Here is a 20,803-nt window from a genome sequence, read left to right as displayed (position 1 = left end):
CAACCCTTCCAACTTCAATCTTCCCATTTATGCTGCTTTCGCTACCCACGCTGCTTTTCGGTTTTCTGCTCCGTTGCTTGGCTACCCCAACTCCACCAGCGCAGGCCACGCTTAGCGGCCACCTCGACCACGCCCCGGCTGGCGACTCGGTGCGGCTCGAATATCACGGGCATATCTACCATCAACGGGTGCGAACGGTGCTCAGCCCTGCCGGCGATTTTCGGATGACGGTGCCGGATTTGAAAGGCGGCACGGCCATTACGTTCTCTTATTCCGGCCAACGCACCACCCTCTACCTCGCGCCGGGCGACGATGTGCGCATGACTCTCGATTTTCCCCGTTTCGACGAAACCCTGGTCTATACCGGGCGCGGTGCTGACGTAAGCAACTACCTGGCACAGGCGCTTTGGAAGTTCGAGTTTGGCCCGGCCGGCGATGCGCCCCGCCCCGAATTCACGCCCACCATCACGGCCGAGCAACTCCGGCAGACTGCCGACCAGTTTCGGGCCCAGCAGCAGGCCTTTCTCACGGCGTACGCTAAAGCGCACCCACTGCCGGCCGATTTTCAGCGCAGCACGGCCCTCGATATTGACCTGAAGTGGGGCCGCAAGCTACTAGAGTACCCGGCCTACCGCCGCAACATAGTGAAAGCCCCCGCGCAACTGCCTGCCAACTATTTTGATTTTCTGGCGCAACTGCCGCTAAAGCAGTTGGATAGATACATAAAATTGGACCGGGGTACCGAAAGCAATGGTGCGCTTATGTGGTTCCTGAATGCCTACAGCAACCGCTTGGCACCCGACGGCACCCTCGGCACCGACCCCGCCGAAGCCCGCCGGCACTACGCCCAGGCCACCGCCGACTTTGGCCCCAGCACCGCCACCATCGACCAGGTAATGTACATATTCTACGACTGGAAAATGGAGGGCAACCTCGATGGTGTGCTGGCCGCTTACCCCACGTTCCGCACGCAAAATCACGACTCCACCATGGCCCGCGACCTGCGCATGCTCATCGGCCGGCAGCTGGCCGTGAAGGTGGGCAACCTGGCGCCGGCCTTTTCGCTGCTGAACAATGAAGGCAAGAAAGTATCGCTCGCTGACCTGCGCGGCAAAGTGGTGTACCTCGATTTCTGGGGGACGTGGTGCGGCCCATGCATGAAGGAAATGCCCGCCAGCAACGAGCTGAAGCAGAAGTTTGCGGGCCGCGACGTGGCCTTCGTCTACATCTCGGTGGGCGACAAGGCCGACAAGTGGCAGCAGGTGCTGGCCGCCGAGCACCTCACCAGTCCCAACAGCATTCACTTGCGCAGCCCCGAGCAGGACGACGTGGCCGCCCGCTACCAGGTGCAGGGCTACCCCACCTATTGGCTCATCGGCCGCGATGGCCGCATCATCACCCGCACGGCCCCGCGCCCCAGCACCGGCCCCGAAGCCGTGGCGGCCCTCAACGCCGCGCTGGGGCAGTAAATGCCAATTTGCTGAACCCTCGACTGCCCGACGTGGTTAACTCCGGATGCCGTCGCCAACCAGCGGCGTGTTGCTACGTATTCTGCACATTATGTCCGTGTTAAAGTTTTTGGTGGTGGGGCTGTTGTTGATGGTCCAAACGGCCCATGCAGCTCTGCCACCCGCTCGGGTGCCCCGCCGCGATTCGGTGAAAGGGCGTCCAGCCATTCCGCGCCTGCCGCACAACCGCTTCGTGGCGCAATACGACTCGCGCTATTCCATCATCAACCACAAGTTCACCACCATCAACGGCCTGAAGCTGGGCATTGAATTCAAAAACCGCTTCCGCACCGGCGCGGCCGTTTACTTCCTCAGCACCGGCGTGCCCACCCGGCAGGCAAAGCCCGACAACGCCGCTGAGGATGCCGATGCGCAGCTGCGCTTCCGCTACCTGGCCGGCTACGCGGGCTACGTGTTGCTCGAAAATCCGCGCTGGGAACTCAGTGCCAACATGCAGTTGGGCCTGGGCTCGGTGTACGTGCTGTACGAAAACGACGACGGCGACCTCGACAAAACCCCCCGCGATTTCCTGGGCGTGGCCGAGCCCGCCATGGCTGCTCAGCTGCGGGTATTTCGGTGGGCGGGCGTGGGCACCGGTGCGGGCTGGCGGCAGCCGCTGTTCGTGCCGCGCGCCATCCAAAAGGAGCTAAACGGCCCCGTGTTCTACCTGAGAGCCAACGTGTTTCTGGGCGAACTGTTCAAGGTGCTCAAGGACCGGGAACCGCTCTTCACCCAGGTCGGCATGCGGCCGGAATAAGAAGCCTCTGTTTGAGTTATTTTTTAGACATGAGACGTTAGACACGAGACAGGAGAAAAAGGGCTAAAACGACGTGAAATTCTTTCTCCTGTCTCGTGTCTAATGTCTCATGTCTTGGTAAAATCAAACAACTTCTATCTAAAGGTTGAAGCCTCTTTGCGGCCATGCCTGGGGCTTGGTGGCTTGGTTATTTTCCGGAACTGTAGGCAAAGCCGACCGAGAGTGTACCGTTGGCGCGGCTGCGGTTCTGCACCACCACGCTTTCGTAGGAGAAAGTGTAGGCCAGGTTCAGCGCTAGGTGCTGGTAGAGCTTGAAGGCCAGAATGGTGGAGTTGTTCACGCGGTAGTCCTCGTCGGGGTTTTCCAACGCGGGCTGGTAAAACAGCAGCGTCGAGGCGCTGAAAACGCCCCGGTTCAGGCGCACTTTGAGGCGGGTGGAGTTGCGCACCACGTGGCGTTCCAAAGCAGGCTCGGTGTCGTAGTAGGTGTTTTCGTCGAGCAGAAAAGTGCTCACCGATACTTCGCTGTTGGTAGAGTCGGCGTAGAGCTGGTAGCCCGCGCCGGCGCCCAGCACCACGCGGTGGTCGATGGCGCGCAGGTTGCTGGTTTCCAGCTCGGCCAGGGTGTAAAATTTCCATTTGCCCAGGCGGTAGTCGGGCGTGGTGAGCAGCAGCAATTCCCGCTCCTTGAGCTGGCCGCTTTGCCGGCCGTAGCTGTAGCTGACGGCTGCAGGGAACTGCCAGTGCCCCGCCGCCAGGCTGCCGGTGTGGCTGGTGGTGAAGTACACCCGCTCCACCGTGCCCGTGGTGTAGAGGCCGGTGATGGCGGCCGTGTAGCGCACACCCGTCCCGTCCAGGTTATAGGTTTCGAACTCCGCCGATGGCAGCCCGGCCGGCGGTGGCGTGAGGCCGCCCACCCCATTCACCACCGCCGAATCGGGTTCGGCAGTGGCCGTCGAGTCGGTTTGGGCCTGGGCCGCGTGGGTGCCACCCAGGAGGAGCGTCAGGGCCATCAGCCACCTCAGCAGTCGGCGATGCCGTGGATTTAGCAGGCACGGCATGGCGCTACAAGCTGCGTAAAGTGGCCGGCCGGTCGAGCTTGCCGGTGGCCGTGGTGTGAAACGCGGGCAAGTAGCGCAGCTGCCGGGGCTGCTCGTAGCGGCTCAGGCGTTCGGCCAGCAGCGCTTTCAACTGCGCTTCCTGACTGGCCGGTAGAGCCGGGCCTTCGATAAAAGCCGTCACCGCTTGCCCGAGGCGCTCATCGGGCTGCCCGGCCACAAAGCAGCGCCGCGATGCCCCGATTTCGGCCAGCGCCACGTCCAGCACCAGCTCTACTTTCTCAGCGGGCACTTTCACGCCGCCGGAGTTTATTACAAAATCGGCGCGGCCCAGCCACTCGAAGGTGTGGGCGTCGAGCAGCCGCACCACGTCGTTGGTGACGATGAGTTGGTCATCGGTTACGTCGCCGCGCAGGGTCAGGCAGCCGCGCTCGTCCTGGCCGGCCGCGATACCGGGCAGCACCCGGAAAGAGGTAGTGGCCTGCGGGCCATTCAGCCGCCGCAGTGCTACGTGCGAGCAGGTTTCGGTCATGCCATACGTCAGCCACACCGGCACTGTAAGCGGCTGTAGCTCTTGCTGTAAAGAGGCATCGGCCGGTGCTCCGCCGATGATGACGGCCTTCATCCGATTCAGGCGCGGGGCGTGGCCGGCGGTCAGCACCATTTTCAATTGCAAGGGCACGAAGGCTGCAAAATCGAAGGCCGCATCAGCGGCCACGTAGGCAAACGGGTCGGCGTGCGGCTCCACAATGGTCAGGTGCAGGTTGCGCTCCAGCCCGCGCACCAGCATCATCAGCCCGCCGATGTACTCGCAGTTGAGGCACACCAGCGCCCGGTCGCCCGGCCCCAGGTCAAAAAAGTCGCCCGTGCGCCGGGCCGATGCTTCCAGTTGCCGCCGCCGCAGCGTGATGAGCGAGGGCGCGCCCGTGCTGCCCGACGTGTGCAGCCCAAACTCCTGGGCACCGTTCAGCCACTGGCGCATAAAATCCAGAATTTTGGCCTCGTAGCCGTTCACCGGCGCGTCGAGCCGGGCGGGGTATTCGCGTATGGCCGCGTAGCTGAATTCGCGGCCGTTGAGCAGGAGGGAGGTGGGCAGGGCGGCAGTCGTCATGCCGCAAAACTACGCGTCGGCGCCGGCCTTAGCGCCGGGCGGCCTGCGACTGGTCTGCGGTGCAGTAAAAGTCGAAATGCTTCCAGTTCAGCATGTCTTCCTGCTTCAGAATGGGTACCACTTCCGCATCAATCGTAAAATCGGAAATGTAGAACAGCGAGTAGCCCAGGCCTTTGAGCACCTGAAACTGCTCGAATTTTTCCTCCGGCGAATTTTTGCCAAAACACTCCGTAATCACCACCGGATGGTGCTTGAATAGCAGGTCGGAAATGGATTTAATGATTTCCTTGTCGTACCCTTCGGTGTCAATTTTAATGAGCTTGAGCTTGTCAATAAACCCAGGGTATTCGCGCTCCAAAAATGCCTCCAGGTTAACGCCTTTTACCTTGTGGCTCAGGGCAAATTTGCCGTGCCGGTTGTCGCTGGTGAGCGAAATGCCGCCGTTGTTAAACGAGGCCTCCGACGAGTTGTAGAAGAACTCATTGTCCTCGTCCGAAATGGCCAGGTTGTGCGCTTTAATGGCGGTTTTGTTCGGGTTCAGCAGGGCATTTTCCGCCAGAATATCATACACGTACGGGTTGGGGTCGAAGCCCAGGGTGAGGCCGGTTTTGCCGGTGGCCAGCGCCATTTGCACGGTCATGTGGCCGATGTTGGCGCCGATGTCGATGGCGCCGTCGCCATCGTGCAAAAATTGCTTGAAAAACGCAACCGTTTCGGCGGCCATCTCTTTCTTTTCCACCAGCGGGTTTTCCCAATTGGTAAAATCGACCTGGCCCAATCCCGCCAACTCAAAATGGTCGACGCGGGTGGGGTGTTTCTGGGTGACGCGGCGGGCCAGCTTCCGCTTGAAGGAGTTGATGAGGTAACGGAACATCGCAGGAAGGGAAAGTGAAGAAAGCCAATAGCTGGCACCCTAGTCGGAGCTGCCGCAAAGGTATCCGGTTCGCTCCGATGCGCCACCGCAGGAATGGCCGCCAGTTTTTGGTTGCTTTTTTAAAAGAAAATGTGTAATATGGCTTATCACTATACCCTTCCCGCTATGCTGACTCAATCCCACCCCTCGCCCCAGGTAGCGCCCTTCACTGCTTCGGCGCCCGGCGCCAGCCCCGCCGCCACTGGTACGCCCGAACAAAAATCCCAGGCCAAAGCCCTGAAGAAAGAACGTAAAAACGAGCGCCTGCGCTTCTTTTTTGGTTGGTGCGAAGGCTGCCAGGCATTCGGGTCGGCTTTCTAAAACGGACAACCCAATTTTGGAACACACTGAAAAAGCCCTGTCGGACTGGCAGGGCTTTTTCAGTGTGTTTATTTAACCGTCATGCTGAGCTTGTCGAAGCATCTCGACCGCGCAACGCAATTAGTTACTATTGCAGTAGAGATGCTTCGACAAGCTCAGCATGACGGGCTGATTGATATTCCTGCTTCCTTGTGCAGTTGTAGCGTGCTACGGAAATTTTGGGAATTTCGAGAAGTCCGGCTGGCGCTTCTCCATGTAGGCGTTGCGGCCTTCCTTGGCCTCGTCGCTCAGGTAGTAGAGCAGCGTGGCGTTGCCGGCCAGCTCCTGAATGCCGGCTTGGCCATCCAGCTCGGCGTTGAAGCTCGATTTGAGCATGCGCAGCGCTAGTGGGCTCTTTTGCAGAATTTTGTGGCACCAGGCCACGGTGGTTTCTTCCAGCTTATCGAGCGGCACTACTTTGTTCACGAGGCCCATGTCGAGGGCTTCCTGGGCGTCGTACTGGTCGCAGAGAAACCAGATTTCGCGGGCCTTTTTCTGGCCCACAATGCGCGCCAGGTAAGAGGCCCCAAAGCCACCGTCGAACGAACCCACGTTGGGGCCGGTCTGGCCGAAGCGGGCGTTGTCTGCCGCCACGGTCAGGTCGCATACCACATGTAGCACGTGGCCGCCGCCGATAGCCCAGCCCGCCACCATGGCCACCACCGGCTTGGGGATGGAGCGGATGATTTTCTGCAGCTCCAGCACGTTCAGACGGGGCACGGTGTCCTCGCCCACGTAGCCGCCGTGGCCGCGCACGCTCTGGTCGCCGCCCGAGCAGAAGGCCCGGCCGCCCTCGCCGGTGAGGATGATGACGCCAATGTCGGTGCGGTCCTGGCAGATGCGCATGGCATCAATCATTTCCTGCACCGTGAGCGGCGTGAAGGCGTTGTGCACCTGCGGCCGGTTGATGCTGATTTTGGCGATGCCGCTAAACTGCGTGAAGAGAATTTCTTTGAACTCTTTAATCGGGGTCCAGTTGATGGGTTCTGACATAGGTTGGAATGGAAAAAAAAGAACGTCATGCAGAGCGCAGCGAAGCATCTTTACTGCACAACGCAATTATTTACTATTGCGGTAAAGATGCTTCGCTGCGCTCTGCATGACGTTCAGTTAATGGATGTTCTATTCAAGCAAATGCGGCCTTCACCGCACTGCGGTATTCCTCAAAAAATGCCGCGTTGGTCTTTGAGTCGGTGAAGACTTCCAGAATGGCCGCGCCGGTTTCGGCTGCAAAGAAAACCGGCAGCGTGGCTTCCAGTTCAGCGAATGATGAAACCGGGAAATAGCGCAGGTTGAAATCGCGCGCCGTGTTCTCGGCCGTGAGCAGCTGGCGCGTCTCAAAAAACTCGTCCAGCTCCGGCTGCTGGCGCGGCCCGTCAATGATGCGGAAGATGCCGCCGCCGTGGTTGTTGAACAGCACCACCCGCAGATTGGGCAGCGGGTAGTTGTGCCAGAAGGCGTTGCGGTCGTAGAAAAACGCCACGTCGCCGGTCAGCAGCACCACCGGACGCTCCGGCTGGGCCAGTGCTGCGCCCACAGCCGTCGAGTTGCAGCCATCGATGCCGCTGGTGCCGCGGTTGGCAAAAACCTCAATTTGCCGGCCTTGCGGCAGGCCAAGAATGTTGACGTAGCGCACGGCCATGCTGTTGGCCAGGTGCAGGGCCGTTTGGTCGGGCACATGGGCTAGTGCGTGGCGGAAAGCCGAGAATTCGTTAAACGGCTGCGCATCGTCTACAAAAAACTGCTGCAGAAACGCGGCGGCGGCTTTATCGGCGCGCTGCCAACTCCGGGTGATTTCCGGCGTTTCGCTCATCGCCGTGCTTTCCGACAGCTGCTGGAAAAATACGGCGGGCGGTACCCGCACCACCCGGGTCAGGCTGCGGAAAGTATCGGCCACTTCACCCGCAGCCTGCAGATGCCAGTGCTGCGCCGGGGCCGCATCGCGCAAAAACAGCTTCAGGCTCTTTGAAATGAGCGACTGGCCGAAGGTGATGAGCAAATCGGGCTTGAGTGCTGCCTTGTCTTCTTTGCTCAAGCCGGCCAGGAAAACGTCCTGCAACCGGGCATCCGATACCTCGCCGATGTTGGCAATAGTGTCGCCGACCACCGGCACGTGCCGGACTTTGGTGAATTCGTAGAGGGCCGCCAGCAGGCCGGGGTTGCTGGCCTGCTGGCCAGCCACTACCACCACACTGCTGGCATTGCGCAGCTGCTGGCGCAAATCCAGGATTTCGGCCGGAGAAAGCGTCGGATTGGAGGGGTGTTCGTAAATAATTTTTACATCCTTCTCATAAACAATTCCCTCGCCTGCCTTCGGATAAAACGGCTCGCGTAGCGGCACATTCACCTGCACCGGCCCGGCGGGCGCGGCCTGCGCCAGGTTGATGGCCTCGTTCACGATGCGCGCTGAATGCCACTTGGCATCGGCGTGCGAAGTGTCGACGGGAAATTCGAATTCGCCCTTGGCGTGCACGCCGTAGAGGTTGCGCTGCCGGATGGTCTGGCCATCGAGCTGGTCAATCCATTCCGGCGGGCGGTCGGCAGTAAAAATCACCAGCGGTATTTGCTGGAAAAAAGCCTCGGCCACGGCCGGCGCGTAGTTCAGCCCCGCTGTGCCGGAGGTGCACACCAGCGCCACGGCCCGCCGCTGAGCCTGCGCAATACCGAGGCCAATAAAAGCCGCCGCCCGCTCATCGGGCACCACGCGGACGTTCAAACCGGGATGGCGAGCAAAGGCCAGCGTGAGCGGTGCCGAACGCGAGCCGGGCGATAAAACGACATCCGTAATGCCGTGCCGGGCGCAGATTTCGGCGATGTTATAAACGGCTTGAATCGTCATGCAAAAAAGAAGTCAGAGATATAAAGTGCGGCGGGCCACCATCACGGCAAGCAGCCCGGGCTACTTGCGCGGCCGGGCCTTCGCTTTGGAGGCGGTGCGGGCCGCCGGCTCAGGCTGGAGCAAGGCTCCCAACAGACGCACGAGGCTGTCCATGTCGCGGAAATCGAGTACTTCTACGGGCGAGTGCGAATAGCGGCCGGGCCACGACAGCGGCACGGACGGAATGCCGTAGTTCATGAATTCCAGCCCGTCGGTGCCGCCCACGGTCATGCCCTCCTGCAGGGGAATGTGCTGCCGGTCGGCCAGCGCGTGCACACCTTGCACTAGGTCGCGCCGGGCGAAATTGATGCTTTCCACCACCCGAATGACGGCGCCCTGCCCCAGCGGGCAGTAGCCAAACCCCGGCGACTCCTGGGGCGCATCCGACGACACAAACGTGTCGATGGGGTACACCACGGTGGCATCGCGCAGCTTTTGCGCGGCAAAGGCCGAGCCTAGCAGTCCAATCTCTTCGCCCGTCGACCACACGTAGGTCACCCGGCAGGGCAGCTTGGCCGGGTCGAGGTGCTGGAGGCTAAGCAGCAGGGCCGCGCAGCCCACCCGGTCGTCGAGGCCGCGGGCAGCGGCCCGCTGCGGGCCCAGAGGGCGCAGCTGCTTGGGCATGGTAACGGTGGTGCTGCCCACCCGCACGCCTGCCGCCTGCGCCTGCTGGGCCGAGGTGAACCCCGCGAAAGCCGTGATGGCGGCCGATGGCGCACTTTTGGTGGCCTGCAGGTAGTTGGCGCGCGGCTCAAAAACAGCGGCAATGTCGGCCTGGCCCGGCGTGTGCAGCAAGGCCGGCTGCGCTTCCCACAGCCAGGTAAAGCCCCCGCCCTTGAGGCCCAGCACCAGCCGCCCATCGGCCCGAACGGAGTCGACTACAAACCCCACTTCGTCCATGTGGGCCACGAACACGAGGTGGCGCGGGCCCTGCCCGAAGCGGAGCACCAGGTTGCCGGCCGGGTCCGTTTCGGGGCGGGCCCAGGCCGGCAGCTGCCGGGCGATGAACTCGCGCACCGGCGTTTCGGCGGTGCTCACGCCGTACTGGCCCACTAGGCCCGCCAGCAGCGTGGCGGCCGGCGTTGGCAGCGGGGCGGGCCCGGCGGCCGGCGGCAGCGCGGGCGTAACCGGAGCCGTGCCGGCGCTGCCCGCGGCCGCCAGCCACGCCTGGGCCAGCAGCTGCACGTCGGCCAGCGCCACGGCCTCGACGGGCGTGTTGGCGTAGCGGGCGGGCAACCCCAGCAGGTAGGTGCGGGCCGCTGCCAACCGGGTGTTGGGCAGCACGGGCTGGCGGCCGGCGCGGGGCGGGGGCATGGCCAGCATCCCCGGCAGGGCGGTGGGCGGCAGGGGGCTGGCCAGCACCTGCCCGGTGCCGGCCGCCGCCGCATCCAACGTGCGCTCGAAGCGGTACACTTCGGCAAAAGGGCCGTATTGGTTCGCTACGGCCTCGAAGCCTTTGCCGTTGATGAGCTCCAGGGTGGTCCAGGCGATGACTACCGTGCCCTTAACCGGGCCGGCGGCCAGCGTCCGGGCCACGGTGGCCAGCGCCACGGCCGCCGCTTTTGTTTTCATGGCCGGGGCGGCTATCCACTGCTGCCCCACGAGCACCGGCTTTTTTTCCAGCGTCAGCGGGTCGAGCAGGCGAATGCCCTGCCGGGCCACGTCGGCGGCCGAGCCGGCGCCCACGTCCAGGAACGCCGCTTGCCAGGAAAACGGCGCCTTGGTCTTTTCCGGCTCGGCCCGCTGGTTGTCGTAGTGCGACGAAGGCACGCAGGAAACGGCGTTGCGGCCGCCGTTCTCGCTCATAATCCGCACATCGTGGCCTTCCAGAAACTGATGAAACAGCGGCCCCACCTGCCCGCCGCCCACCGGCGCCACCCGCAGGTAGCCGTTGGGCTGAATCTGGCTCACCACGTAGCCCGGCTCGTCGAGCGGGGCTACCAGCAGGCGGCGCGGCTCCCCGCTTCCCAGCACCAGCACCAGGTTGCCCAGCCGGTCCGGCTGCACGGTCCCGGCCTTGAACAGGCCCTGTACGAAGCGGCTGGCCTCGGCCTCGCGCCCGGTCACGGCGCTGGTGCGCGCATACGCCTGTAGCAGGGCCGGGAGCTGGGCCCGCGCCACCGCCCCGCAACAGCTTAGCAAGCAGGCCAACAAAACGGTGCGGACGGGTATAAGGGTTTTCATTGACTGGTGCAATTAAGGGAAATGATGCCGTGAAAGTACCGCCCGGCTGCCGGCTCACTGGCCCACGCGCCCCAACCCGCCGGGCCGGGCACGCCGCCCGCACCAGTCACTGCGCCAATGGCCGCCCGGCGCTAGGAAATTGCCGGCAGCACCGCCGCCACGGTCTGCATCTTCATCTCGGTTTCCTGCCATTCGCGGGCCGGGTCGGAGTCGATGGTGAGGCCGGTGCCGGCGTAAAGAATGGCCTCGGTGGCGCGCACCTGCAGGCAGCGCAGGTTCACGAAGAGGCGCGAGATGCCGGGCGCTTCTACGTTCACCGGGCCCAGAAAGCCGCTGTAGTAGGCGCGGTCGTAGCCCTCGTGTGCTTGCAAAAAAGCCAGGGCCGGCACCTTGGGCATGCCGCCCACGGCCGAAGTAGGGTGCAGCAACCGCAGCATATCGGTGCCAAGCGACGACGCAAAGGGTACGTTCTTCAGGTCGACTTCGAAGTCGGTGCGCAGGTGCAGCAGCTGGCCGGCCGCTACGGTGCGCGGCCCGGTTTCGTGGTATTCGCGCAGGCGTAGCTGCTTAAAACAACTCACAATGTAGCGGGCCACCAGCGCCTGCTCCTCAATCTCCTTCTGCCGCCAGATGGCATCCTGCGGCGGCACGCCCGGCACCAGCGGCTGCGTGCCAGCCAGCGCCATGGTATGAAACTGCCCATCGGCTGTGACCTCGGCCAGCACTTCCGGCGAGGCGCCCAGCCAGGTGCCCACGCCCGGCGCGCTCACCAGCGACACAAAGGCGCGCGAATACTGCTCGCTCAGCTGCGCGAAGGCCGCCAGCGGGTCGAAACCAACCGGTAGGGGATGCCGGGCCGCCCTGGATGACACCACTTTTACCACCGATTTATCGGCAATAGCAGCCACGCCAGTGCGCACCAGCGTGGTGTATTCGGCTTCGGTGGCGGTGTGCGGCACGGGCAGCGCGCTGTGGTGCCAGGCCAGCTCTGCCAGCGGGGGCAGGCCCAGCCAGGCCGTCAGGCCCGGCACCAGCTCGCGGGCGGCAGGTGCCACGGCCACGGTTTCGGGGCGGGCGGCATCGAAGCGCACGTCAGCGGGCAGAAACAGGGCAGGGTTGTGGTCAGAGTCACGGAACGGAAAAAAGGCGAAACCGGCCGGCGCCTGGTCGTCGAGGGCGGGAGGCAGGCCGGTGTAGCTGGCCTCCAGGGAGCGCGCCACCAGCAGGCGCGGGTGCTCCCGGCCGGGCTCGCGCCAGATGGCCAGGGGCCGGCCCGTACGCAACGCGCCGGCCGCGAGGTGGCGCAGCCGGGCCGTGGCATCGAGGCCCGCCGCTGCGGCCGGCCAGGGCAAGTGCCGAAGTTGACCCGCCAGCATTTAAACGGGTTGCGGGCTGGCGGCCGGCAAGTCAATCACGGCCATGGTGATGCGGCTGATGCAAACCAGCACGCCCGTTTCTTCGTGGCTGATGCGAATTTCCCATACCTGCGTGCTGCGGCCAATGTGCACCGGCGTGGCGCGGCCCCGCACCCAGCCATCGCGCACGCCTTTGAGGTGGTTGGCATTGATTTCCAGCCCCACGCAGGCCTGCTTGGTGCGGTCGACGCGCAGGGCGGCGGCGATGCTGCCCAGGGTTTCGGCCAGCGCCACCGAGGCCCCGCCGTGCAGCAGGCCCATGGGCTGGTGGGTGCGGCCATCCACGGGCATCCGGCCTTCGAGGTAGTCGGCGTGCACGTCGGTAATTTCCATGCCGAGGGCATCGGCCAGGGTGGGGCGGGAGGCAGTCCAGCGCTTTACTTCTTCCAGCGTCATATCGTATGTTGTCGGTTGTTCGGGGGCAGTTGGTCGTCATCTGAAGCGCTTAACCAATGGGTATGGTCGAGCTGACGACTGACAACTAGCAACGAACAACTAAAAGCCAAACCCCGTACTTTGATGGATTGTTAGATGGATTACTACACAAAACTACCACCCAACGTGAGGCCACGGACCATCTTCCTGCTGCGCCACGGCCAGACCGATTTCAACGTGCGCGGCATCGTGCAGGGCAGTGGCGTCGATTCGAGCCTGAACGACACCGGTCGTCGGCAGGCGGCGCAATTCTTTGCAGCCTATGGCCACATCCCGTTCGATAAAGTCTACACCTCGGCCCTGCGCCGCACCCACGAGTCGGTGCAGCAGTTCCTCGACCTTGGCCTGCCCCACGAAGCCCACGCCGGCCTCAACGAGATAAGCTGGGGCGTGCGTGAGGGCACCCGCATCACGATGGAAGAAGACGCTGAATACCGCGAAGTGCTGGCCGGCTGGGTGGCCGGCGATACCCACGCCCGCCTCACCGGCGGCGAAAGCCCCGAGGAAGTGGCCGCCCGCCAGCGTCCGTTCATTGAGTTGTTAAAGTCCCGCGAAGAAGAACAAACCGTGTTGGTTTGCATGCACGGCCGGGCCATGCGCGTCATGCTCTGCCAGTTGCTCAACTACCCACTCAGCTGCATGGAAGGCTTCGAGCACAGTAACTTATGTTTATATAAACTGGAATACACCGGCTCGGTGTTCACCATCAAGAACTTTCTGGATGTGGCGCATTTGCAGGTGGCGGGGTGAATTCGGGGTAACATCTAGAGAAAACGGTCATGCTGAGCGGAGTCGAAGCATCTCTACCGCAGAAGTAATCAATGCTGTTGAAACTGTTTAGAAAGTATGATTTGCCTACACGTCTGTCATCCTGAGCGCAGCGAAGGACCTTATCACGGCAGAATAGGCGTTGTTCTGCCGTGATAAGGTCCTTCGCTGCGCTCAGGATGACAACGATTTTGACTTTCTAAACAGCTTCGTTGCAACGAAGCAGTAGAGATGCTTCGACTCCGCTCAGCATGACCGTTCTTTTTCGTGTTCCAGCGTCGGCAAGCTCCATATTGTGAGCAAGTCCTTACAATCTCCTTATAATAACATTGCCCCCGCCAACTTTTCCGGCTAATTTTGGCCTTCTCAACTCTAGCGCTTCTATATCCGATGGCCGAAATCATAAAAATGCCCAAAATGAGCGACACGATGACCGAAGGGACCATCGCGGCCTGGCTCAAAAAAGTGGGTGATAAAGTTAAATCCGGGGACATCCTGGCCGAAGTCGAAACCGACAAAGCCACCATGGAACTGGAGAATTACGAAGATGGTACGCTCCTCTACATCGGGCCGAAAGAGAAAGACTCCGTGCCGGTTGATGGCATTCTGGCCATTGTTGGCAAGGAAGGCGAAGACATTTCCGGCCTCTTGAACGGCCAGAGCGGCGGTGCCGCCCCGGCTCCGGCCGCCGCTGCACCCGCGCCAGCCCCCGCTCCCGTAGCCGAAGCGCCCAAACCCGCTCCGGCTCCTGCCCCGGCGCCCGCTGCTGCGGCTCCCGCCAACGGCAAAAAAGCCACCGTGGTGCGCATGCCCAAAATGAGCGATACGATGACCGAAGGTACCATTGCCTCTTGGTTGAAAAACGTGGGCGACAAAGTAAAATCGGGTGATATCCTGGCCGAAGTCGAAACCGACAAGGCCACCATGGAGCTCGAAAACTACGAAGACGGCACCCTGCTCTACACTGGCCCCAAAGCCGGCGAAGCCGTGGCCGTTGACGGCATCCTGGCCATTATCGGCGAAGAAGGCGCCGACATTCAGGCCCTGCTTGGCGGTGGTTCGGCTCCGGCCGCCGCGCCTGCTGCCGCCCCCGCCGAAGCTGCTGCACCCGCCGCTACCGAAGCTCCGGCTGCGCCTGCCGCCGCCGCTCCGGCCAGCAACGGCCGCATCCTGGCTTCGCCCCTGGCCAAGAGCATTGCTAAAGAAAAAGGCATCAACCTGGCCCAGGTAGTGGGCAGCGGTGACAATGGCCGCATTGTGCAGCGCGACGTAGAGAAATTCCAGCCCGGTGCTGCTGCGCCTGCCGCCGCTTCCGCTCCGCAAGCAGCCCCCGTGGCTGCACCCGCCCCGTCCGCCGCTCCGCAGGCTGCTCCCGCAGCCGCGCCAGCCGTCAGCGCCCCGGCCTCGACCGATACCTACACCGATACGCCGGTGTCGCAGATGCGCAAAGTCATTGCCAAGCGCCTCTCCGAAAGCTTGTTCACGGCTCCGCATTTCTATCTCACGATGGAAATCAACATGGACAAGGCCATGGAAGCCCGCGTGAAGCTCAACGAGCTGTCGCCGGTAAAGCTGAGCTTCAACGACCTGGTGCTGAAGTCGGCGGCTATTGCCCTGCGCTCGCACCCGGCCGTGAATTCTTCGTGGCTCGGCGACCGGATTCGCCAGAACAAGGTCATCAACATCGGCGTGGCCGTGGCCGTGGACGAAGGTCTGCTGGTGCCCGTGATTCGCAACGCCGACCAGAAAGGCCTCGCCACCATCGCCAACGAGGTGAAGGAGCTGGCCGGCAAAGCCAAGAGCAAGAAGCTGCAGCCGGCCGAGTGGGAGGGAAGCACCTTCACCATCTCGAACCTGGGCATGTTTGGCATCGACGAATTCACCGCCATCATCAATCCGCCGGATGCCTGCATCCTGGCCGTGGGCGGCATCAAGCAAACCGCCATTGTGAAGGACGGCGCGCTGGCCATCGGCAACATCATGAAGGTGACGCTGAGCTGCGACCACCGCGTGGTGGACGGCGCTACCGGCGCCGCCTTCCTCCAGACGCTGAAAAGCCTGCTGGAAGACCCCATGCGTTTGATGATTTGAGGTAATTGATAAATCGTTGTCATCCTGAGCGGAGCGAAGGACCTTATCACGATTGAACGAAATCGTTCAAGAAGCTTGCTGCCGTGATAAGGTCCTTCGCTCCGCTCAGGATGACCGTTTTTTAACCAAACTGTAATGACCAGAATCCGCTCTACTACCGTCCTCGGAATTCGCCACAACGGCGAAATTGCCGTGGGGGCCGACGGCCAAGCCACCATGGACAAACACGTAGCCAAAAACAACGTGCGCAAAATCCGCAAGCTGCTCGAGGGCAAAGTGGTGACCGGGTTCGCCGGCTCCACGGCCGATGCATTTATGCTGCTCGACCGTTTCGAGGAGAAGCTGACCAGCTACGGCGGCAACCTCAAGCGCGCCGCCATCGAGCTGGCCAAGGACTGGCGCAAAGACCAGTACCTGCGCAAGCTCGAAGCCATGATGGTGGTGGCCGACAAGGACGAACTGCTCATCCTCAGCGGCACCGGCGACGTATTGGAACCCGACTCCGACGTGGCCGCCATTGGGTCCGGCGCGATGTATGCGCAGGCCGCCGCATTGGCGCTGAAGAAACACGCGCCGCACCTCACCGCGCGCCAGATGGTGGAAGAAGGCCTGCACATCGCGGCCGACATCTGCATTTACACCAATCATAATTTGATGATTGAGTCGCCATCGTAGGCGGCAACAGAAACAGCCAACCCGTCATGCTGAGCGTAGCCGAAGCATCTCGCGTGTGGCAGTAAATCAATCGTAAGAATTACTTCGGCACGCGAGATGCTTCGGCTACGCTCAGCATGACGTTCAGCCAATTCAGAAAACATTTCCCCCAACCCATGCACATTACCAACTTCATCCGCCACCATTTCCGCCACTTCAACGCTGCTGCCCTCGTGGATGCGGCCGATGGCTACAACAAGCACCTCGCCGATGGCGGCAAGATGATGATTACCCTGGCCGGCGCCATGAGCACCGCCGAGCTGGGCATCCAGCTGGCCGAGCTCATTCGGCAGGACAAGGTGCAGATTATCAGCTGCACCGGCGCCAACCTGGAGGAGGACATCTTCAACCTCGTGGCCCACGATTTCTACGAGCGGGTGCCGCACTACCGCGACCTCACCGCCGCCGACGAGCAGGCCCTGCTGGCCCGCCACATGAACCGCGTAACCGATACCTGCATCCCCGAAGAAGAGGCCATGCGCCGCCTCGAGCACTCGGTATTGAAGTTTTGGGAAAAGGCCGACAAGGCCGGCGAAAGCTATTTCCCCCACGAATTCTTCTACCAGATTCTGCTGAGCGGCGAGTTGGAACAGTATTACCAGATTGACCCCAAAAACTCCTGGATGCTGGCCGCGGCCGAGAAAAACCTGCCCATCATCTGCCCCGGCTGGGAAGATTCCACGCTCGGCAACATCTACGCGGGTCACGTGATGACCGGCGACGTGAAGAACGTGCACACCATGCGCACGGGCATCCAGTACATGATGTACCTGGCCGACTGGTACACCCAGAATGCCACCGAAGAAAGCAAAGTAGGCTTCTTCCAGATTGGCGGCGGCATTGCCGGTGACTTCCCCATTTGTGTGGTGCCCATGCTGCACCAGGACTTGCAGCGCCACGAGGTGCCGCTGTGGGGCTATTTCTGCCAGATTTCGGACTCCACCACCAGCTACGGCAGCTACTCCGGCGCCGTGCCCAACGAGAAAATTACCTGGGGCAAGCTGGGCGAGAAAACGCCGAAATACATCATCGAATCCGACGCTACTATTGTCGCGCCACTGGTGTTCGCCATTGTGCTGGGGCAATAAGTTCTTGAGCGGCGGCTGAACCAGCCGTTGCTTATTCCAGTTTCAACACCATGAAAAGCACCGTGCAATACCTCACCAATGAAGCCGGCGAACGCACTGCCGTGGTCGTAGCCTATGCCGAATGGGAAAAGCTGCAACGCCAGCAACAGCAGTTGCGTCAGAAGCTGCAAATTATGCAGGGCATCAGCGCTGGTTTTGCCAAGGTGAAGGAGGCGCGCCGGATTGGGCAGGCCCTGCTTTCGTTGCGCGAGTTCTTGGACGATGCCAGTTAACATCGTCACAGCGCAGAGCTTTTTGGTGGCTGCTAAGAAGCTCTTGAAGAAATATCCGTCGTTAAAAGCTGACCTTGCCCTGCTGGAGGCCTAACTGCAAGCCAAACCGGATTTGGGTACGCCCTTGGGGCAAAATGCTTTTAAAATTCGGCTGGCCATTCGCAGCAAGGGCCGGGGCAAAAGCGGAGGAGCCCGCATCAAAACTCACTTAGAATCGGTGCTGGTGACCGATGAAGCGACTCAAACGGTGAGCTTACTCTATATCTACGATAAGGCTGAAACAGCCAGTATCAGCCAACGCGAATTAGAAGACCTGATTCGGAACCTATAACAAAAGAGCCTGCCGCTGGTAAAGCGGCAGGCTCTTTCGCTACTATCGTTGGCTCACATATCGGCCAGCACCTCCACCAGGATACCGCCCGGTGTCCGCAGGTAAAACGTCCAGGAGCCGTGGAATTTGCGGGGTGGGTCGATGGCGAAACCGTCGGCAGTGAGGCGCTGGTGCAGCGCGTCAACCTGAGCCGGGCTTTCCTGGATGAAGCCGATGTGGAAATGCTCGGGGTAGGTAACTTCCGTAGCGCGGTCGAAATTGCTTAGCGTGAGCACCATGCCAGCATCGTCGCGGAGTACCACGAGGGCGGCGTTGGGCTTCGTGACAGCTTGCAGGCCGAAGTACTTCTCGAAAAAAGCCTGGGTTTGTAGCACGTCGCTGACGGCTAGGTTGAGGTGGTTGAGAATCATGTTTTGGCGGTGGGCATTAGCAAGTAAAGTTTCTAAAGGTATTCAACGTCATAACCATTACAGGTCCTTTCTACTTCGAATAATACGCTGCTTCAATACCAACGAGTACCACCCATGCCTACCTCCATTCCTCCCAAGCTCTTCGCCCGCCAGCACGAAATCACCGCCGATTTTCTGCGCGAAGTAGACCGACACCTGGCCGATATCGTGGCCGGCCGGGCCACCGAGATGTTCGAAGTCCGCGACCTGGCGGGTATTCTCTGCATCCATCCCACGCACCTGAGCAACACCATTAAGCTGGCTACCGGGCACGCGCCGTGCTACTTTTTCGAGGCCCGTATCATGGACGTGGCCCGGGAGCTGTTGCGCGACCCCAGCCGCTCGGTGGCCGATATTGCCGCCAACCTCACCTACGACCCTTCCAACTTCACCAAGTTCTTCAAGCGCTTCCAGGGCTGCACGCCCAAGCAGTACCGCGAGCAGGAGTGGGCCGCCCAGCGCGAGGCAAGTGCGGAACGTGTCACCATTTAAACTGAACTACTCACCATAAAACCCGCTGCCACGGGCCGGACCTTTGCCTCATCATTCACCCCAATTATTGAACTGATGAGCACTTCCAAAATAGCCCTCGTAACCGGCGGCAGCCGCGGCCTGGGCAAAAACATGGCCCTGAGCCTGGCCAAAAAAGGCATTAGCGTACTCCTTACCTACCACAGCAAAAAAGAAGACGCCGACGCCGTGGTAGCCGAAATCGCGGCCCTGGGCCAGCAAGCTGCCGCCCTGCAACTCGACGCCAGCAACACCGGCAGCTTCGATGCGTTTTTTGCTCAGGTGCGCACCACGCTACGCGATACCTTCCAGGCCGAGCAGTTTCACTTTCTGGTAAACAATGCCGGCACCGGCCTGCACGCTGCCTTTGTCGATACCACCGAAGCGCAATTCGATGAGGTGCTGAATATCCACCTCAAAGGCCCATTTTTCCTGACGCAGAAGGCGCTGCCGCTGCTGGCCGATGGCGGCCGCATCATCAACATTTCCTCGGGGCTGGCCCGTTTCGCGCTGCCCGGCTCTTCGGCCTACGCGGCAATGAAAGGCGCCATCGAAGTGCTGACCCGCTACCAGGCCAAAGAATTGGGTGCCCGTGGCATTGCCGTGAATACGGTGGCCCCAGGCGCTATCGAAACCGATTTTAGCGGTGGAGCCGTGCGCGACAATGCCCAGCTCAACGCCTTCGTGGCGTCTCAAACGGCGCTGGGCCGCACCGGCCAGCCCGACGACATCGGCGGCGTGGTGGCTTTCCTCTGCTCCGAAGAAGGCCGCTGGGTAAATGCCCAGCGCATTGAAGCTTCCGGCGGCATGTTCGTGTAGGCTGCACCGGCAGTGCCAAGCAAAAAGCCGCTCTCACATTAGATTAGAGCGGCTTTTTGCTTGCCCGCCTGCGTTCGGGTATCACTCAAAAAGCTCTTTCGCCCCGCGCCGAGGTAATGCCGACGGAGAGGTCATTGTACTGGGCCCGCCGGCGCACCACGCCCTTGATGCGGTTGAAATCGCCCGTGAAAGTCATCAGCACGGGCGTGGCGATGGCCGTGGCCGGCTGCCCGTTCTGATAATTGGAAATAGGAATAAGCTGCCCGCTGCCGTCGGTGCGGAAATAGCCGTAGTTGCCGGTTGGCAATGTCAGCACTTGGGCGCCTTCCCGACGCAGGGAGTCCAGCAGGGCAATGGCGGCCGTTTGGGCCGCCGCCGTGCGTGCATACAATTGCCCGAAGAGGGTATTGACGGGAAGGCGGTACAGCACGCCGCCGCGCACGGCCACCGTGTTGCTGTCGCAGGTGGTGAGCTCAACGCGGTCGGGGAGGATGAGCAGGGTGCCGGTGGTGTGCCGGCCGCTGGCCGTCAGGTCGAGGGCGTAGGAGCCGGTGGGCGTGCTGGCCAGGTCGATGCTGGTGGCAGCGGAGCCAATCGATGTGAGGCAAATAGTGGGAGCTACGGGGCTGCCAAAAACAATTTGCAGGCCCTGGTCGATGGGGGCCACGGTGCGCGGCAAGCTGTAGTTGCCGCACGGATGCGCAACTTCGTCGTGGCACTGCAGGGCAAGGCTGGGGCCCGTGGCCAGCAGCATTTCGCGCGGTTGGACCACTACCCGGCCAGCCGCCGAGGCCGAAGGACCAGCGCAGGGCTGAAGTGCCGACGATGCCTTGTCAGATGCACAACCCGAGGCAGCTGCCAGGGCCAGCAAGCCCAGCGCGATAAAACGTAAACGGATAGCGGTAGTCATGGGCCCGACTGATGAAATGAATGACTGGAACGAGTCCTTTCAGAAGGCCAGCGGGTGGTAAATTACCCGCATTGCAATGGCCGATGCCTGCCTGACCGGCGTCGTGGGCAATTCGTTGCATTGTACTACTCCCCAAAAACTGGACAGTTTAGCGGGGCCTGTTAAGCAATATAGTTATGGTTGGATGAATGAGGGTTGTGCGAAGACTTGAGCGGGTGTTTGGCCTCCTAGGC

20 protein-coding genes are annotated in these 20,803 nt (G+C 61.6%); 10 read left to right on the top strand and 10 right to left on the bottom strand.

The genetic code is table 11. The features are described 5' to 3' along the window. Positions 1 to 29 precede the first annotated feature (29 nt). Positions 30 to 1,469: a TlpA family protein disulfide reductase gene (locus JKL48_RS07045; RefSeq protein ID WP_201980534.1), complete on the top strand. Its 1,440-nt coding sequence runs from the start codon at positions 30 to 32 to the stop codon at positions 1,467 to 1,469. Positions 1,470 to 1,560: 91 nt separating this feature from the next. Then, complete coding sequence (locus JKL48_RS07040; protein ID WP_201980532.1) at positions 1,561 to 2,265, top strand: hypothetical protein; 705 nt, start codon at positions 1,561 to 1,563, stop codon at positions 2,263 to 2,265. A 187-nt stretch (positions 2,266 to 2,452) separates the two neighbouring features. Here the strand turns inward: JKL48_RS07040 and JKL48_RS07035 are convergent, their stop codons facing one another. The 3 genes from JKL48_RS07035 to JKL48_RS07025 are packed head-to-tail and all read right to left on the bottom strand — an operon-like array spanning position 2,453 to position 5,307. Continuing rightward, on the bottom strand, positions 2,453 to 3,277 hold the full coding sequence (locus JKL48_RS07035) for a DUF481 domain-containing protein (protein ID WP_201980529.1): 825 nt from the start codon (positions 3,275 to 3,277) through the stop codon (positions 2,453 to 2,455). 52 nt (positions 3,278 to 3,329) lie between these two features. Next, the gene (locus JKL48_RS07030; RefSeq protein ID WP_201980525.1) at positions 3,330 to 4,433 is read right to left on the bottom strand and encodes an AMP-binding protein; all 1,104 of its coding nucleotides are present in this window, start codon (positions 4,431 to 4,433) and stop codon (positions 3,330 to 3,332) included. 28 nt (positions 4,434 to 4,461) lie between these two features. Next, positions 4,462 to 5,307 carry an FkbM family methyltransferase gene (locus JKL48_RS07025; protein WP_201980523.1) on the bottom strand — a complete coding sequence of 282 codons (846 nt, stop codon included), beginning with the start codon at positions 5,305 to 5,307 and terminating at the stop codon, positions 4,462 to 4,464. A 165-nt stretch (positions 5,308 to 5,472) separates the two neighbouring features. On the opposite strand from JKL48_RS07025, the gene JKL48_RS07020 reads away from it, so the two are divergent. Continuing rightward, positions 5,473 to 5,667, top strand: coding sequence for a hypothetical protein (locus JKL48_RS07020; RefSeq protein ID WP_201980520.1), 195 nt, complete (start codon positions 5,473 to 5,475; stop codon positions 5,665 to 5,667). Between the two features lie 207 nt (positions 5,668 to 5,874). Here JKL48_RS07020 and menB read toward each other — a convergent pair whose 3' ends face one another. The 5 genes from menB to JKL48_RS06995 form a co-directional block, all read right to left on the bottom strand. After that, complete coding sequence (menB, locus tag JKL48_RS07015; RefSeq protein WP_201980518.1) at positions 5,875 to 6,699, bottom strand: 1,4-dihydroxy-2-naphthoyl-CoA synthase; 825 nt, start codon at positions 6,697 to 6,699, stop codon at positions 5,875 to 5,877. 133 nt (positions 6,700 to 6,832) lie between these two features. Then, the gene (gene menD / locus JKL48_RS07010) at positions 6,833 to 8,545 is read right to left on the bottom strand and encodes a 2-succinyl-5-enolpyruvyl-6-hydroxy-3-cyclohexene-1-carboxylic-acid synthase (protein ID WP_201980516.1); all 1,713 of its coding nucleotides are present in this window, start codon (positions 8,543 to 8,545) and stop codon (positions 6,833 to 6,835) included. 60 nt (positions 8,546 to 8,605) lie between these two features. Next, positions 8,606 to 10,768: a M28 family peptidase gene (locus JKL48_RS07005; protein ID WP_201980515.1), complete on the bottom strand. Its 2,163-nt coding sequence runs from the start codon at positions 10,766 to 10,768 to the stop codon at positions 8,606 to 8,608. A gap of 131 nt (positions 10,769 to 10,899) precedes the next feature. Continuing rightward, on the bottom strand, positions 10,900 to 12,120 hold the full coding sequence (locus JKL48_RS07000) for a chorismate-binding protein (RefSeq protein ID WP_236668655.1): 1,221 nt from the start codon (positions 12,118 to 12,120) through the stop codon (positions 10,900 to 10,902). A gap of 24 nt (positions 12,121 to 12,144) precedes the next feature. Next, positions 12,145 to 12,579: a hotdog fold thioesterase gene (locus JKL48_RS06995; RefSeq protein ID WP_201980510.1), complete on the bottom strand. Its 435-nt coding sequence runs from the start codon at positions 12,577 to 12,579 to the stop codon at positions 12,145 to 12,147. A gap of 165 nt (positions 12,580 to 12,744) precedes the next feature. Here JKL48_RS06995 and JKL48_RS06990 point away from each other — a divergent pair, with 165 nt between their 5' ends. The 5 genes from JKL48_RS06990 to JKL48_RS06970 all read left to right on the top strand — a co-directional run bounded on the left by JKL48_RS06990 (position 12,745) and on the right by JKL48_RS06970 (position 17,551). After that, the gene (locus tag JKL48_RS06990; RefSeq protein ID WP_201980508.1) at positions 12,745 to 13,368 is read left to right on the top strand and encodes a histidine phosphatase family protein; all 624 of its coding nucleotides are present in this window, start codon (positions 12,745 to 12,747) and stop codon (positions 13,366 to 13,368) included. Between the two features lie 408 nt (positions 13,369 to 13,776). Beyond that, entirely contained in the window at positions 13,777 to 15,477 is a 1,701-nt protein-coding gene (locus JKL48_RS06985) for a pyruvate dehydrogenase complex dihydrolipoamide acetyltransferase (RefSeq protein ID WP_201980506.1), read from the top strand. A gap of 135 nt (positions 15,478 to 15,612) precedes the next feature. Then, a complete protein-coding gene (gene hslV / locus JKL48_RS06980; RefSeq protein WP_201980504.1) occupies positions 15,613 to 16,152 on the top strand; it encodes an ATP-dependent protease subunit HslV in 540 nt (179 codons plus the stop codon). A 155-nt stretch (positions 16,153 to 16,307) separates the two neighbouring features. Continuing rightward, complete coding sequence (locus JKL48_RS06975) at positions 16,308 to 17,279, top strand: deoxyhypusine synthase family protein (protein WP_201980502.1); 972 nt, start codon at positions 16,308 to 16,310, stop codon at positions 17,277 to 17,279. Positions 17,280 to 17,329: 50 nt separating this feature from the next. Then, the gene (locus JKL48_RS06970; RefSeq protein ID WP_201980499.1) at positions 17,330 to 17,551 is read left to right on the top strand and encodes a hypothetical protein; all 222 of its coding nucleotides are present in this window, start codon (positions 17,330 to 17,332) and stop codon (positions 17,549 to 17,551) included. Positions 17,552 to 17,935: 384 nt separating this feature from the next. On the opposite strand, the gene JKL48_RS06965 is transcribed toward JKL48_RS06970, so the two are convergent. Next, positions 17,936 to 18,292 carry a VOC family protein gene (locus tag JKL48_RS06965; protein ID WP_201980480.1) on the bottom strand — a complete coding sequence of 119 codons (357 nt, stop codon included), beginning with the start codon at positions 18,290 to 18,292 and terminating at the stop codon, positions 17,936 to 17,938. Between the two features lie 114 nt (positions 18,293 to 18,406). On the opposite strand from JKL48_RS06965, the gene JKL48_RS06960 reads away from it, so the two are divergent. Both JKL48_RS06960 and JKL48_RS06955 read left to right on the top strand, forming a co-directional pair. Then, complete coding sequence (locus JKL48_RS06960) at positions 18,407 to 18,823, top strand: helix-turn-helix domain-containing protein (protein ID WP_201980478.1); 417 nt, start codon at positions 18,407 to 18,409, stop codon at positions 18,821 to 18,823. A 75-nt stretch (positions 18,824 to 18,898) separates the two neighbouring features. Next, complete coding sequence (locus JKL48_RS06955) at positions 18,899 to 19,660, top strand: SDR family NAD(P)-dependent oxidoreductase (protein ID WP_201980475.1); 762 nt, start codon at positions 18,899 to 18,901, stop codon at positions 19,658 to 19,660. Between the two features lie 85 nt (positions 19,661 to 19,745). Here the strand turns inward: JKL48_RS06955 and JKL48_RS06950 are convergent, their stop codons facing one another. After that, a complete protein-coding gene (locus JKL48_RS06950; RefSeq protein WP_201980473.1) occupies positions 19,746 to 20,570 on the bottom strand; it encodes a hypothetical protein in 825 nt (274 codons plus the stop codon). Positions 20,571 to 20,803: the final 233 nt, after the last annotated feature.

The sequence above is a fragment of the Hymenobacter rubidus genome (genome assembly GCF_016734815.1).
GTDB classification, from domain to species: domain Bacteria; phylum Bacteroidota; class Bacteroidia; order Cytophagales; family Hymenobacteraceae; genus Hymenobacter; species Hymenobacter rubidus.
Note: the sequence above shows the minus strand (reverse complement) of the source record. Positions and strands in the feature narration are given on the sequence as shown.